The sequence below is a fragment of the Streptomyces sp. NPDC088747 genome, from assembly GCF_044751025.1.
Classification (GTDB): domain Bacteria; phylum Actinomycetota; class Actinomycetes; order Streptomycetales; family Streptomycetaceae; genus Streptomyces.
This window is the reverse complement of sequence record NZ_JBIVKZ010000007.1, coordinates 230,282-244,850: the sequence shown is the minus strand read 5'-3', so window position 1 is coordinate 244,850 and position 14,569 is coordinate 230,282. Positions and strand designations below refer to the sequence as shown.

The window sequence follows — 14,569 nt, the reverse complement described above, 5'->3', positions numbered from 1 at the left end:
GGTTGTCGACGAATGCCGGTCCGGTCTGCTGCCCCCAGGAGGCACTTGATGGGCGCTCGTTCGTTCATGCTGGCGACCCGGATACCGATGTCGCGCGACGGCTTCGACGAGTGGCTGCACATGCCCCTGCCGAACCTCGACATCATCGAGAACCCGTCCGCGATGTACACCGGGTGGGCCGTCGACGGCGCCGCCCCGGACTGGGACCTGACCGAGACCGCCGCCCACTACCCCCAAGTCGTGGCCGCGATCCGCGCCGACCGGAACAAGACACCCCATCAACTGCTCGCCCCACGCGCAGTTCGGGGCTTCACCCTGCTCCGCCACCTCGATGAAGCAGTCGAGGTCTATCTGTACGACTACCACGGCGAGGACACGAGAACCCAGACCGACCTGCTGATGCTGGCCGGCGCGGGCCGCTTCGCACACCCCGGAACCGAGACACCGGTCATGTACTGGGGCGGCTCCTCCTACCCCGGCCTCCCCACCCCCAGCGACGAACAGCCCCTCGCGATCATGCTCATCACCCCGACGAGGGCCCGCTTCGTCGACACCTACCCGCTCGACACCCTGATCGCGAGCCTGACCCCCATGGAAACCGACTTCCTCACCGCAACCGAGGACGAAACCTCGGCCCAGCCCTCCCCCGGCCTGCTCGATGCGGTCCTCCGCACCCAGCCCACCCCGAATCCCACCGAGAACCCCCGCCTGCCCCTCCCCGCAGACGACCACTAACACGCGAGCACTCGCCCTTCGGACACAACTTCGAACGATGGCACACAGAAGGAGATGGTCATGTCGGACAGTTTTATGGTGGCCGCTCGCATTCCGATGACAAGGGACGGCTTCGAAGCGTGGCTCGGCGCTCCGATACCCGGTACGAGTCGAATCGTGAACTCTGCCGACATGTTCGACGGCTGGTTCTGGGATGGTCGCCGGGCGGACACGGAGTGGGATTCCGTGGGCGCGGAAATGACACCCCGGGAGTTCTTCTCCGAGCGGGTGGAGGATTCCTGTTCGGGTGAGCCGTCGTTCGGGGTGCTGCTGCACCGGGACGGATCACTGGAGGCGTATCTGTTCCACCTGGGATATGACAAGTGGAGTGTCCACACAGCCATGCTCGCACTCGCAGCCGCTGGTGAGTTCAAGTCCGAGCCCGCTGAGGACACCGTCTTGTTCTGGGCCGAGACGGGCGCCAACCTCTGGGCTGCCGATGACACCGGATGGCTGGCGGTGTTGTCCATCGGAAAGAGCGAGGCACGGTTCGTCGACGCACGGGATCTGACCGACGTGGTGACCGACCTGAAGCCGGTCGAGAGCCGGTTCTTCGAGATGATGCAGCGAATGGGTCCGGACACACCCCGCGACCCTGCCTTCACGGACCCCTCAGTACTGGAACAGCCTGGCATCCGGTAGCCGAAGAGAGAGCATTGCTGCGGACGAACGCTGGCGAAGGCGTCGCCACGGTGGTGATGTTCATGGCGTCCCCTTCGGGTCTGTCGAGCACAGAAAGCGAGCGTTCGGCCGCCCCTCCCGAGACCCATTCGAGCAAGCACGTACGAAAGTTGGCGCCGAACGAACTGGGACCTGGGTGAGACGGCGAAGCTGCCACCCAGTACCCCTCGCCACCGGCCGGGGTCAACTCAGGCCGGAACAGGTCCCCTCCTCCCCCACGGCGACCAAGTGAGAGTCACTGGCCGTCTCGCGAAAGACGCAGCTATTCTCGGCGTCGTCGTCAGCCCGAAGGAAAACGAACCCGATGTCTGAGCATCTGATCGAGGACCTGGTCGCGGACTCCGTCCGTGTCCTGGACGCTCACACCGACGCTGACGACTCGCGCGTCCGGGACTGGCTCGCGGTGCTGTACGGCTTCCAGAGCCGGCACGACTGCTCCTTCACACACTTCCGTGTGATGGACATCCTCCTCCGCCGCAGGTACGTCTACCGCTTCCCCGTCTCTCAGCACCCCGACTACGCCGAGCGATCCGCGTACTTCGACACGCTGACAGAGTTCGCCGAACTGCGCACGTTCGACGAGGACGCTGCCGACTTCGACGGCTACGAGTCGTGGCTCGAGGGCGGTTACGTCGTACCGCCGTTCCTGTACTGCGACGCCGGCACCGCGCTGTGGCGGCGCATGGCCGCGATCGGTGCACTCCACGGTTCCGACGCGGCACAGCCTCGCCGCGCCCCACTGATCGAAGTGGTCCTCGCAGTCGCCCTCGCCGCGGAAAAGGAACAGGACCCCGAACTCATCGGCCTCTGGTACTCATTCGGCTGCGACACCCTCCTCGGCGGCCCCGCAGGCTGCCCCTTCGACATCGACGAACTCGTGGACATGCCCTCCGTGCAAGACCTGCGCGCCGTGGTCCGCCGCACCCACGCTCTACCCCACGCGCAAGAGTCGCCGTACGCCCACCCCGTGGAGTACATCGAAGACCACGAACTCGAAACCTGGTGGTGGCAGCTGTAAGTACCGGCGAAGGAAGATCACACCGGCTCAGCTCACGCCACAGTTCGCGGCGCTTCCCCGACGGCAGCGACCGAGGCCTTCGATCGGCCAAGGCGAGTTGGCCTCTCTGCTGGTGGGTACGTAGTGGCCGCGGAACTCATGACGGACTCCCAGTGCCTGAGTTGCTAATCTTCCAGGTCTGATTGTCCCGTCCGTTGCATTCCCAGAGCACCGCGCCCGTTCCGCCGGCGCCCCCGTAAATGTCCACGCACTTCTGCGACTTGTCGGCCATCAGCGCCGTACCGGAGAGGTGGAAACGCTGGTTGGCAGCGCCACTGCATTCGGCCAGTTGGATCTTGGTCAGGCCGGCGATCGTCTCTCCGGCCACGGTCATGCACTTTCCTGACGACCGGATGCTGCCGTCCGATTCCATCTGCCACTGCTGCGCCGGGGAGCCGTCACAACTGGCCTGGAACAACTGTATTTTCTCCGCCCCGGAGCCGCGGCTCAGGCACTTCTTCGACGCGGCGACCACCAGGGATCGGCCGTCCGGCCCGGTTGCGCCGTTCTCCGTCATCGCGTTGACCAGCACCATGGTCACGACCAGTGCCGCCGTGGCGACCACAGCGGCTAGTGCGATCAGCTTCTTCGACCGGTTTGTTCGGTCTGCGGGGGGCGGCGTCTCTGGACCGGTCGTCGCGGGTTGCGTGCGCTCCGCCGCCGAGGCGGCGGCGGTTTCCTCGCTCGTTCCGTGTGCGGAGTCCGGTTCGGGCTTCGCCGCCGGGGCGTCAACAACCGTACTGGCGGCGGCCGGAGTCACAGGATGAACCAGACGTGTGCGTTCCGGATCGGCGTCCACTGCCCGCAGGAGACGCTCCGCTTCCTCGGCCGACATGCGGTCGGCCGGGTCGCTGGTGAGCAGACCCTGGATCAGTGCGGTCAGCGGCCCGGCACCCCGGACCTCGGGGGCCGGTTCCATGGCGATGGCGTACATGGTCTGCGCGGGTGACTCCCGGAGAAACGGTGAGCGGCCCTCAACCGCTTGGAACAGTGTGGCGCCCAGGGACCAGAGGTCGGATTCCGGGCCTGCCTTCGCTCCCCCCAGTCGCTCGGGAGCCATGTAGTCGATCGACCCGGCCAGCTGGCCGGTGCGGGTGAGAGCCGAGGCCTCGGTGGCCTTGGCGATGCCGAAGTCGGTGAGAACCACCCGGCCGTCCTCAGCGAGCAGTACGTTCGCCGGCTTCACGTCCCGGTGCAGGATCCCTACCCGATGCGCCGCCCGAAGCGCGGCGATCACCCCACGGCCGATCCTGGCGGCCTCCTCGGGCGGCACGGGACCGTGCGCCCTGATCAGGTCACCGAGGGTCCTGGACGGCACGTACTCCATGACGATGACGGGCAGCCCTTCGTCGTCCACGACATCGTGGACGACCACGACGTTGGGGTGGCTGATCCGAGCCGCACTGCGGGCTTCGCGACGGGTGCGCTCGAAGCGGGCGGCGAGTTCCTCGGCGTCGAGATCCGGCTGTTGATGGAGCTTCTTGACGGCGACCTGCCGGTCGAGGAGACCATCGTGGGCGCGCCACACCGTGGCCATGCCGCCCCGGCCGACCCGGTTGAGGATGCGATAGCGGTCGGCGATCAGCCGTCCTTCGTCGGACACCGTCGGATCCTTTCCGCTGCGTCACGACCGACCAAGGCAGCGGTGTCACGGGCCCTCTGGCCCGCCGCCCGCCCAACGGCTCCTCACGTGCAGTGTGTTGAGGAGCCCCGTGTCGGTCGAAGGTGGCGATCATACTTTGACCAGGTGACGAGGCGAGTCCTGGGGATCGGGACTCCCCCACCGGCGACCGGGCCAGGACTACCTCCTGCCGACTCGGCCCACGCAACAGACTGACACGGACATCCTGCCCACCAGCACCCTCATCGACCACGCGCTCGCCCTCCCCACGACGCCCGCATGCATGCATGCATGCAGAACGTGCCCGACGAACGACACCGAAACCGGCAGCGGAAGCCCGGCATTGCCAAAGCTTGATGAAAACGATTATCGTTCCTGACTGTGTCCGAGGGGGCATGCACATGACCTAAGGGGTTCCCTTGCGTACCTACAGACGTCTGCTCACCGTCACCGGCCTTGCGGCTGCCACGATCGCCACGGCCGGCTTGAACACCTCCGCCTTCGCCGCCACGAATCTGACCAGTGGCCACGTCGATGTACTCGATGCCGAGTGGGACGGCGCCGACCTCCACCTCCACGTCCACGACGAGGAGACCGACACCGAGTACGAGCCCGCGGACGTGACCCTGTCCGTACCGGCCGCCGCCAAGGTCACCAACCCCGGTTACAGCTTCCTCGGCTCCGGCGGCCAGATATGGCTCCTGCCCGACACCGAGACCGAGGCCGATGCCGCGGGAGTCCTGTTCGCCGGCGTCTCGACCGAGCACCTCTCCACCGGTGTCTTCACCAACAACAGCGTCAACTACCAACTCGTGAGCGCCACCCGCGACGGCGCGGCGACCGAGGACTTCAGCATCTACGCGGGCAGCGGTGTCCGCTGGTTCGACAGCAACACCGCCACCACCTCCTACAAGTCCCGGACCTTCACGGTCGGTTCGCACAACCACGCAAACTGGGCCTTCGAGGAGGCCGGTACCTACCAGCTCACCTTCCGGGTGCAGGGCACGGTCGGCGGCGTGACCGAGTCCGCCACCGCGGCGTACACGGTGGTCGTCAGCTCGTGACACCGGCCCTGGCGCGCGACAGACGCGCTCTCGCAGGTGCGGCGCTGACCGTGGCGGCCGCGGTGCTCCTGGGCGCGGCAGGGCTGGTCGCCGGCGGCAGCGGGGACGCCCGCGCCGCCGGCGGTGCCGTCGTCCTCGACGAAGGTGAACTCGACCTCGCTCCCCGACTCGTCGACGGCGTCCTCCAGTTGCAGATCGACGACCGCAGCAGCGGTGCGACAGTCGTGCGGGAGCCGTCCGCGGTCGTGTTGCACGCGGTGCCGTCCACGTTGCAGTACACGGTGGACCCCCTGGCGACGGCGCTGGGCACCACCACCCTGGACAGCTGGCAGCTCAATGGCTGGGAGGCGGAGAACATCTTCGCGCCGGAGCCGGGCTGGAACGGCTCCCAGGCGGGGGGTGACACCGAGGTCGCGCTGTCGGGCTTCGAGGGGCCCGGCGACTTCGGGATGGCCTCGTACACCCCGGAGATGGACGACGTGAACGCTCCGGCGGTCTCCTACCTGGGTACCGCGAGCTCCATCAAGCGGTCCTTCACCCTTCCCAGCGACGAGGAACGGCTGCTGCCCACCTGGCAGTTCACGGTGGAGGGTGTCTACCGGCTGACGTTCACCGTGCGAGGCGGCGGTTCGGCCGACACCGAGACGCTGGCCGTGGTCGTCGGTGACGACGTCGAGCCGGAAGACGTCCTGCCCGGTGACGGCTCCACGACCACGGCCACGCCCAGCACTCCCCCGCCGAGCACCGGCCCACCGCCCACGGCTCCCTCCTCGCACGTCATCGACAACGGGCACCTGGACCTGGCCGCCCGCCCGGCAGGGGGATCCCTGCGGTTCCAGGTCAAGGAAGGCAGCACGCAGTCGTACGAGTGGTACGAGCCCGACGTGGTCGTGCTGCACGTGAAGCCGCAGGCGCGGCGGAAGATCACCGAGGGCTACGAGTTCCTCGGGGCCGTGGGCGACGCGGTGTGGTGGCTGCCCATCCAGCAGGTCGACGGCCTGGTCTGGCCGGGGTTCAGCACGGACCAGTTCAAGAGTTCCGAGATTAACGGGCGGGTCGCCTTCTCCCTCGACGCGGTGCGAGGTCCGGGCTCGGTGAGCGTCTTCACGGAGGGCTCGGTCGGCTCGGTGACCACACACGCCCACAGCGGCGACGGGCTGCCGGACTCCTTCGACCTGGCCGTCCCGACGCATCGGCACACTGTGTGGGCCTTCGCCGAGGAAGGCGTCTACCGCACCACCTTCACAGTGAATGCCACGCTCGCCGACGGCACGGAGGTGTCCGACACGCAGACCCTCGCGTGGGTGGTCGGGGACGACGTCGACCCGTCGACCGTGGTGCCCGGTGAGGGCGACGAACCCACCGCGACACCAACGACCACTCCTGGTACGACATCCACCGCGACACCGTCGGGTACTGCCGACGCGACACCTACCGGTTCGACAGCGCCCTCATCGTCAACGCCGGATGCGGCGGATGCGGCGGATGCGGCGGATGCGGCGGGCCGAACGGAACCCGAGATCACACCGGTCTCCACGTCGTCAGGAGCACCGGGGAGTTCGTCATCCGGCAGCGGCGGTACCGCGGCGGCCGGTGGTCTCGCTTCCACCGGTGCGCATGTCGCGGTGGTCGCCGGTACTTCGGCGGTCGCCCTCATCGTGGGCGGCGGCGCGCTGTACCTCGTACGCCGTCGGCGTGCCACCTCATGACAACTCGCGTGCGACGGACCGGCGTACACAGCGCCCCGGTCCGTCTCACGCGGCACAGACACGTCCCAGCAAAGGAGGAGCCCCATGCGGGGCCACCCCAGACACACCCCCCTCGCCGGCGCGTTGCTCGCGGCGACCGCACTGCTCAGCGGATGCGGGAGTCCTGAAGGCAACGCTTCCACGGCGGAGTTGACCGTGTCGACGACCACCCCCGTCCTCGCCGACTTGGTGGAACAGGTCGGCGGCGACCGTGTCGACGTCACCTCGATCGTGCCTCGCCACGGCGATCCGCACTCGTACGAGCCGAGCCCCGGGGACGCGACCGGGGTCACCCGCGCCGATGTCGTCTTCAGCAACGGCCTGCTGCTGGAGGAGCCGGGAATCATGAAGATGGTTCACACCAACGCCGGGAAGTCCGTCCCGAAGATCGAACTGGGCGAGAAGCTCGAAGAGTACGGCGGCACCGTGATCAAACTGGAGGAGGACCTCGGCCTCGACGTGGTCTGGCTCGGCTGGGCCGTCGAGGGAGAAGTCGCAGGGGCGGGCTCACAGGTGCGTACGACGGCCACGAAGCTGGAAGGCCCCGGCGATCTGCGGGTCTACCTCACCGACACGCTCGGCAGGCCCAAGGTGTACGTCGACTCCTCCGACGGTTTCAGCGAGGCCGACTCCTTCACGCTGCCGCCCGAGGCACACACGCACGTCAACTGGGCGTTCAGCGAGCCAGGCATCTACCGGCTCACCGTCAAGGGACGGACCGAAGCCCTCGACGGACGTCGTGAGGAGATCGGCAGCGGCACCTTCACCTTCACCGTGGGCGACGACACCCGAGCGCCCGCCGGGTCCGAGGTGTTGGACAGTGGGCATGCCGACATCGCGCTCAACGCGGAGACCGGGAAGGTGTACGTCCGCGCCGATGACGAGAGCGGTGAGCCGAGACGCACAGCCGCCGAGGACGTGGTGATCGACGTACCCGACCGGGCACGAGAGTCGGTCCCGGCGAAGAAGCCGTACGCCTTCCTCGGCGCCCCCGGTGACGACCTGTGGGTGCTGCCGCAGGCAGTGATCGGCAAGCACGTACACGGTGACCTCGACCCCCACACCTGGCAGGACGTCGCCAACGCCGAGGCGTACGTACGCCGGATCGAGACCGAACTGGTGAAGACCGACCCGGCCGGCAGAGCGACCTACGAGAGGAACGCCGCCGACTGTCTCAGGACGCTCGGCGCCCTCGACGAGGAAGTCGCCAGGACGCTGGCCACGGTGCCTGCGGAGAACCGCAAACTCGTCACCACGCACGACGCCTTCGGCTACCTCGCGAAGGCTTACGGCATGGAGGTGGTGGGCTTCGTCGTCCCTGTGCCGAACCAGGAGCCCAGCGCAGCCGAGTTGGAGGAACTCGGCAACACCATCCGGGACAAGCGCGTGCCCGCCGTCTTCCTGGAACCGAATCTGGCGGCCCGCGCCGACGTACTGCGCCGGGTCGCCGAGGACCAGGGGGTCGGCATCTGCAGCCTCTACGGCGACTCGTTCGACGACAGGATCCACAGCTACGTCTCGATGATGCGGCACAACGCGACGGAACTCGCCGAGTGCCTGGGGGGAACAGCCCGATGAGCAGTATGCGCAGAAGCCGGCGGACCGTCGTGGCCGTGGTCCTCGCGGCCACGATGACGCAGAGCGGCGGATTCGCCGTCGCCGACGACGTGACGGACACGGTCGGGGAGCTGGGCAGGATCGCCTACACGGACGGGGCGCTCACCCTGGACCCGGCGGACACCTCGCATGTGGTGCGGGTCGGGCAGGCGGGGACGAAGGACGACTCGGCGCCGGGCTGGGACACCACCGGCGTACCTGGGGGTGCGGTCGCCGGAGACAAGGTGCGGTGGTCCCTCACCGGGCTTGAGGGCCCGGGGGTGCTGAAGGTGTACGACGGGGACGGCGGCGTGCCGGTCTTCGACAGCGGCGACGCGCGGCCCGACGTACGAGAACTGCCTGTCGGTGCACGGGACGACACCCGCTGGGAGTTCAGCGCGGACGGCACCTACCAGATCATCTTCAGCGCCGAGGCTACGACTCCGGAAGGCCACGAACTTTCGGTGGGCACCGTGTACACCGTGGTGGTGGGCGCTGCGGCGCCGGTCGACGACACGTCCCCTGGTGAGGAGAGGGAGGCAGCGGACGTTCCGGTCGCGGAGGATCCCGCGTTCTCACACATCGTCGAGCGGCGCGGGGCCATGGGACCGGCAGAGGAGTTCGGTGCGCGGGCGGGAGAAGCTGACACGGCAAACTCACTGGCCGCCACCGGCGACGGGGACGTCGTGTCCGAGAAAAAGGTGCTCGCCGACGGACACGTCGACTTCGCCGCACGGGTCATCGGTGGCAGCTTGCAGCTTCATCTCAAGGATGGCACGGTCGCCGGGAAGACCGTCTGGCGCGAGCCGTCCTCCGTCGTCCTGCGGGTCAAGCCCGCCGCGAAGAACTCCATCCCGGTCAACGACGACTTCACGTTTCTCGGTAGGGCCGGTGACCCGGTCTGGCTGCTGGACCAGGTGCAGCAGGAGGGCCTGTTGTGGCCCGGCTGGTCGACCGACAACATCGTGGCCGGGGCCAGCGAGGCAGGCGTGAAGTTCTCGCTCATCGCGGCCGACGGCCCCGGCGCCTACGCGCTCTACACCTACGACGCCATGTCCGGCGCGGACGTCCTCTTCAACAGCAGGGACGGGGTGCCGGATTCCTTCGAGGTCGCGCAGAACACGCACGCGCACGGCGGCTGGGCGTTCACCGAACAGGGCACGTACCGGCTGACGTTCAGGATGAGCGGGAAGCTCGCCGACGGGAAGGCCGTGAGCGACACGGAGACGGTGACCTTCGTGGTCGGTGACACCGATCCGTCGACGGTGTCACCGAGCGACGAGTCGGACAAGGGTTCCGTCGACTCCTCGGGTTCCGCGGATTCCTCGGACGCATCCGGCCCGGGTTCCGGCTCCACGGGCGGGTCGGCATCGAACGGCTCCGACGGGCTGATGGCTTCGACCGGCACCGGCGGCGCCGTGATGGCCGGTACGACGGCCGCCGCGCTCACCGCGGCGGGCGTCCTCTGCTTCCTGGTCGCCCGACGCAGAAGGACCGCACATGGCTGACGGCACGGACCCGCTGCTACGAGTCGTCGGCGCGACGGTGTCCCTCAGCGGACGGACCGTCCTGGAGCGGGCTGATCTGTCTGTCGGCGCCGGGGAACTGGTCGGTCTCATCGGCCCCAACGGGGCTGGGAAGACAACGCTGTTGCGCGCCGCCCTCGGACTGGTGCCGCTGGCCGCCGGGGAGGTCACCGTGGAGGGCCGGACCGGGCGCCGGTCCGGGCAGGGGGTCGGCTACGTACCGCAGCGACACGAGTTCGCCTGGGACTTCCCCATCGACATCGCGGGAGCGGTCCTGGCCGGCCGCACCCGGCGGATCGGCTGGCTGCGCCGACCGGGTGCCGCGGACCGGGCTGCGGTGGACCAGGCATTGGAGTTGACCGGACTCACCGATCTGCGGCGCCGACCGGTCGGCGAGCTCTCCGGTGGTCAACGGCAACGGGTCCTCGTGGCCCGGGCGTTGGCCGCCGGCCCGAGTGTCCTGCTCCTGGACGAGCCGTTCACGGGGGTTGACGTTCCCACTCAGGAACTGTTGAGCGAGTTGTTGGCCCGGCTGGCGGCGGAAGGCAAAGGGCTGCTGATGACCACTCACGACCTGGCCACAGCCGCCCGTACCTGTGGCCGGGTGGTGCTGCTCAACCGCACCGTCGTCGCCGCGGGCGGACCGGAACTCCTGTCCGATCCACAGCAGATGCTGCGGGCCTTCGGCCTGGACCGCGCGATCGGCACGGTGACCGCACCATGAACGCCCTCATCGGTTTCCTCACGGACCCCTGGCAACTGCCCTTCATGCAGAGGGCATTCGTCGTGGCGGCGATCATCGGTGCGGTGTGTGGTGTCGTCGGGGTCTATGTCGTGCTGCGCGGCATGGCGTTCATCGGTGACGCCGTGGCCCACTCGGCGTTCCCGGGGGTGGCCCTCGCCTACGCCTTCCAGGGCAACCTGTTGCTCGGCGGTGCCGCGGCCGGCGTCACCACGTCCGTGCTGATCGCCTTCGTCTCGCAGAACCGGCGGTTGAAGGAGGACACCGTCATCGGTGTCTTCTTCGCCTTCGCGTTCGGACTCGGCATCGTACTGGTCTCCACGCGCGACAGTTGGACCACGGATCTGTCGTCCTTCCTGTTCGGGCAGGTCCTGGCGGTCAGCGCCGGGGACGTGTGGACCGTGGCCGTCATCGGCGCCGCGCTCGTCCTGATCGTCCTGGCGATCGGCAAAGAACTCGTGGCCGTCAGCCTCGACCGCGAGACGGCCAGGTGTGCGGGTCTGCCGGTGTTCCGCCTTGACCTCACCCTGTACATCCTGGTCACCACGACGATCGTGATGTCTCTCGAAGCGGTGGGCAACATTCTCGTCCTCGCCCTGCTCATCACGCCTGCGGCCACGGCCCGCATGCTCACCGAGCGACTGTGGGCCATGACCGTGCTGGCCTCGACCGTGGGATGCCTGGGGAGCATCGTCGGGCTCTACGTCTCGTACACGTACGACTTGGCCGCGGGCGGTTCGGTCGTCGTGGTGCTGACCGGCCTGTTCGTCCTGACCTGGTCGCTGGCACCGCGTCACGGGCTGCTGGCGAAGCTGGTCCGACGCCCGGACGCCGGGTCCCTGGTCGCGGCCGGCAGCTGAGCGTGTTTTCGGCCTCCTCGAAGTTTGGCTGGCGAGGATGCCTGAGTCAGGGTTTCCAGGTACGCAGGAAGGAGGCGACCCGTTCGGCGGTGCAGCGGGGGTTGTTCAACTCGTGCGCGAGCGCGGTGAGTTGTTCGCGGGTGGGGCTGACGGGGATGTTGCTGGCCTCGAGATACATGACGGCCGCGGCACAGGCGACGGTGAGGTTGGAGCGCTCCAGCCAGCGGCAGCGGCCCAGGGTGTGCACCAGGGCTGCCGCGCGGGCGTACGGGCCGTCGTAGACCGGGGTGTCGAGGAGCTCTCCGCGGTGGCGGGCGACAGCGGCGATGGGCACACCGTAGTCGTCGGGGGCAGGGTCACGGCGCCCGGCCCGTTCCGCTACTTCGAGGATCCAGGATTCGTCGACGTGCAGGATCACGCGGCAGCGCCCGACTGCGGATCGGCGTACGGGGCGTCGAGCTGTTCTTCCAGATCGTCGAGGAATCCACCGTGTTCATCGATCAGCCGCTGGGCTGCGGTCATGCCTGCTGCGCGGGCACCGGTCGTGTCCTCGATGATGAGCCGCTCCACGTACTTGTTGAAGTCCAGCCGACGGGCGCGCGCGGCGGCCTTACCGGCCTCCAGCACGTCCTCCCCCAGCCTCACCTGAGTCTGCTTCTTTGTGGAAGTCACAAGGGAATGGTAGCAGGGTGGTACCAAGTACGACACCGCGCCCCTGAACGGAGATCCGAGGCACGGCACACCTCCCCGGAGGGACCACTCTCTTCGGTTGAGCGGTTGAACGGTTGAGCGGCCCGGCGAGCCGAGCCTGTCGGCGCCCGCGTCGGCTTCCCCGTCGACATCCCATCACCGCATGAGGATCGCGTTCCGTCGCGACCGAGGGGACCAGCGGCCGCCGCGATCCGCCGGACGCGCGCCGGCGGATACGCCGGGAATCCGCACCGAGCCCTCCGCAACCGACGGCGCGCCGGCTCACGCCGCATGACCACGACAAACGCCCAGTTCCACTGCCGCCCACCTTCCCCGCCGAGGCGGCAACGCGGCGGCGACGCCCCCTGAGCCTCACGTCACACCCCTTGCCTCCACGATGCGCCACTGCTACTTCTTTAAAACGTTAGGAAAGTTTCCTTACAGTCTTCGCCATGTGTCCTGCCTGCGGAGACGTTTGACCACCCCTCACGCATTGGAGTCCCCAATGAAACCGCTGCGCCTGTCCCGTTCCGGGATCCGCGGTATCGGTACCTCCGCCGCCGCCTTAGCGGTCGCCCTTGCCGCCGCGCTCCCGGCCTCGGCCGGGACGCCCGCCCCTGCCCTTCCCGCGCCGCCGCCCGCCGCGCAGGCCGCCGTCGTCCATGAGGCGGAAGACGCCACCGTGTCGCGAGGTGTCGTGGAGTCCAACCACGCCGGCTTCACAGGCCACGGGTTCGTCAACTACGAGAACCTTACGGGCAGTTACGTCCAGTGGACGGTCGACGCGAGCAAGGACGGCTCCGCAGCACTCACCCTGCGCTTCGCCAACGGCACCACCGCCAACCGCGCCATGGACATCACCGTCAACGGCACGAACATCGCCGCCGCCAGAGCCTTCGCCGGCACGGGCGCCTGGACGAACTGGTCCACCGCCACCCTCAACGCCACGCTGAAGACCGGTGCCAACATCATCCGGGCAACCGCCACCACCTCCAACGGCGGCCCCAACGTGGACCACCTGTCCGTCGACACCGCCGACGACCCGGGAGGCCCGGGCGGACCCGGCGCCGGCACCCCCGCCGGGATCAACGGACGGCTGAAGGTCTGCGGCACCAAGCTCTGCAACCAGTACGGCAACCCCATCCAACTGCGCGGGATGAGCAGCCACGGCACCCAGTGGTACAGCCAGTGCCTGACCAGCGGCTCACTCGACGCGCTGGCCACCGACTGGCGCGCCGATGTCCTGCGGGTGTCCACGTACGTCCAGGAGGGCGGCTACGAGAGCGACCCGCGCCGGTTCACCGACCTGGCACACAGCCTCATCGAACAGGCCACCGCCCGCGGCCTGTACGTGATCGTCGACTGGCACCAGCTCACGCCGGGTGACCCGAACCACAACCTGGCCCGCGCCAAGACGTTCTTCACGGAGATAGCGCAGCGACACCGCGCCAAGACCAACCTGATCTACGAGATCGCCAACGAGCCAAACGGTGTCGCCTGGTCACGGATCAAGAGTTACGCCGAGCAGTTGATTCCCGTCGTCCGGCAACAGGACCCGAACACCCCGATCCTGGTCGGCACCCGCGCGTGGTCCTCCCTCGGCGTCTCGGACGGCAGCGACGAGAACGAGATCACGGCGAACCCGGTGAACGCCACCAACATCATGTACACCTTCCACTTCTACGCCGCCTCGCACGACGACGAGTACCTGAGCACACTGTCCCGCGCGGCCGACAAACTCCCGTTGTTCGTCACCGAGTTCGGCACGCAGAATTCCGCCGGCGAGGGAGCGAACGACTTCACCATGTCCAAGCGCTACCTGGACCTGCTGGCGGCCAAGAAGATCAGCTGGGTGAACTGGAACTTCTCCGACGACGACCGCTCCGGTGCCGTGTTCAGGCCGGGCACCTGCAATGCCGGCGGACCCTGGACCGGGACCGCGCAGTTGAAGCCCGCCGGAACCTGGATCCGCGACCAGATCCGCACCCCGGACAACTTCCCGACCACCTGACCCCCGTCCCAACTCGTCGACAGGGCCCTCAGCTGACACGGCGCACACCGTTCCAAGAACGCGTGCCGTGTCAGCTCGACGCCTGTCCCACATCGGCGTGGTCGCATGACGGAGAGGCCACCGGAGCGCGGTGGGCTTCCCCGCCCCGTTCAGACCGAAGAACCCGTCACCTTTCCGGACTCGACGGTGAACGACACGA

The 14,569-nt window shown here is 68.2% G+C and carries 13 protein-coding genes; 10 read left to right on the top strand and 3 right to left on the bottom strand.

Annotated elements, in window-relative coordinates; all coding sequences use genetic code 11:
- Positions 1-48: 48 nt before the first annotated feature.
- The 3 genes from ACIP79_RS19065 to ACIP79_RS19055 all read left to right on the top strand — a co-directional run bounded on the left by ACIP79_RS19065 (position 49) and on the right by ACIP79_RS19055 (position 2,473).
- The gene (locus ACIP79_RS19065; RefSeq protein ID WP_401224677.1) at positions 49-735 is read left to right on the top strand and encodes a hypothetical protein; all 687 of its coding nucleotides are present in this window, start codon (positions 49-51) and stop codon (positions 733-735) included.
- Between the two features lie 54 nt (positions 736-789).
- Positions 790-1,416 carry a hypothetical protein gene (locus tag ACIP79_RS19060; RefSeq protein ID WP_401224675.1) on the top strand — a complete coding sequence of 209 codons (627 nt, stop codon included), beginning with the start codon at positions 790-792 and terminating at the stop codon, positions 1,414-1,416.
- A 343-nt stretch (positions 1,417-1,759) separates the two neighbouring features.
- The gene (locus tag ACIP79_RS19055) at positions 1,760-2,473 is read left to right on the top strand and encodes a hypothetical protein (protein ID WP_401224674.1); all 714 of its coding nucleotides are present in this window, start codon (positions 1,760-1,762) and stop codon (positions 2,471-2,473) included.
- Positions 2,474-2,609: 136 nt separating this feature from the next.
- Here the strand turns inward: ACIP79_RS19055 and ACIP79_RS19050 are convergent, their stop codons facing one another.
- Positions 2,610-4,115 (bottom strand): serine/threonine protein kinase, encoded by a 1,506-nt coding sequence (locus ACIP79_RS19050; protein WP_401224673.1) that lies wholly within the window; start codon positions 4,113-4,115, stop codon positions 2,610-2,612.
- A 437-nt stretch (positions 4,116-4,552) separates the two neighbouring features.
- Between ACIP79_RS19050 and ACIP79_RS19045 the strand changes: the two genes are divergently transcribed.
- From ACIP79_RS19045 to ACIP79_RS19020, 6 genes are all read left to right on the top strand, one after another.
- On the top strand, positions 4,553-5,197 hold the full coding sequence (locus ACIP79_RS19045) for a choice-of-anchor M domain-containing protein (RefSeq protein WP_401224670.1): 645 nt from the start codon (positions 4,553-4,555) through the stop codon (positions 5,195-5,197).
- Positions 5,194-6,906 carry a choice-of-anchor M domain-containing protein gene (locus ACIP79_RS19040; protein ID WP_401224667.1) on the top strand — a complete coding sequence of 571 codons (1,713 nt, stop codon included), beginning with the start codon at positions 5,194-5,196 and terminating at the stop codon, positions 6,904-6,906. The genes ACIP79_RS19045 and ACIP79_RS19040 overlap by 4 nt, the downstream gene beginning before the upstream one ends.
- Before the next feature lie 84 nt (positions 6,907-6,990).
- The gene (locus ACIP79_RS19035) at positions 6,991-8,523 is read left to right on the top strand and encodes an anchored repeat ABC transporter, substrate-binding protein (protein ID WP_401224665.1); all 1,533 of its coding nucleotides are present in this window, start codon (positions 6,991-6,993) and stop codon (positions 8,521-8,523) included.
- Positions 8,520-10,049: a TIGR03773 family transporter-associated surface protein gene (locus tag ACIP79_RS19030; protein ID WP_401224664.1), complete on the top strand. Its 1,530-nt coding sequence runs from the start codon at positions 8,520-8,522 to the stop codon at positions 10,047-10,049. Before ACIP79_RS19035 ends, ACIP79_RS19030 begins: the two co-directional genes overlap by 4 nt.
- Entirely contained in the window at positions 10,042-10,791 is a 750-nt protein-coding gene (locus tag ACIP79_RS19025; RefSeq protein ID WP_401224662.1) for an anchored repeat-type ABC transporter ATP-binding subunit, read from the top strand. The genes ACIP79_RS19030 and ACIP79_RS19025 overlap by 8 nt, the downstream gene beginning before the upstream one ends.
- Entirely contained in the window at positions 10,788-11,669 is an 882-nt protein-coding gene (locus tag ACIP79_RS19020) for an anchored repeat-type ABC transporter permease subunit (RefSeq protein WP_401224660.1), read from the top strand. The genes ACIP79_RS19025 and ACIP79_RS19020 overlap by 4 nt, the downstream gene beginning before the upstream one ends.
- Positions 11,670-11,715: 46 nt before the next feature.
- On the opposite strand, the gene ACIP79_RS19015 is transcribed toward ACIP79_RS19020, so the two are convergent.
- Together ACIP79_RS19015 and ACIP79_RS19010 are read right to left on the bottom strand one after the other, a co-directional pair.
- Complete coding sequence (locus ACIP79_RS19015; RefSeq protein ID WP_401224659.1) at positions 11,716-12,087, bottom strand: fic family toxin-antitoxin system, toxin component; 372 nt, start codon at positions 12,085-12,087, stop codon at positions 11,716-11,718.
- On the bottom strand, positions 12,084-12,341 hold the full coding sequence (locus ACIP79_RS19010; RefSeq protein ID WP_383687790.1) for a hypothetical protein: 258 nt from the start codon (positions 12,339-12,341) through the stop codon (positions 12,084-12,086). The genes ACIP79_RS19015 and ACIP79_RS19010 overlap by 4 nt, the downstream gene beginning before the upstream one ends.
- Positions 12,342-12,756: 415 nt before the next feature.
- Here ACIP79_RS19010 and ACIP79_RS19005 point away from each other — a divergent pair, with 415 nt between their 5' ends.
- Positions 12,757-14,370: a cellulase family glycosylhydrolase gene (locus ACIP79_RS19005; RefSeq protein ID WP_401224657.1), complete on the top strand. Its 1,614-nt coding sequence runs from the start codon at positions 12,757-12,759 to the stop codon at positions 14,368-14,370.
- Positions 14,371-14,569 lie beyond the last annotated feature (199 nt).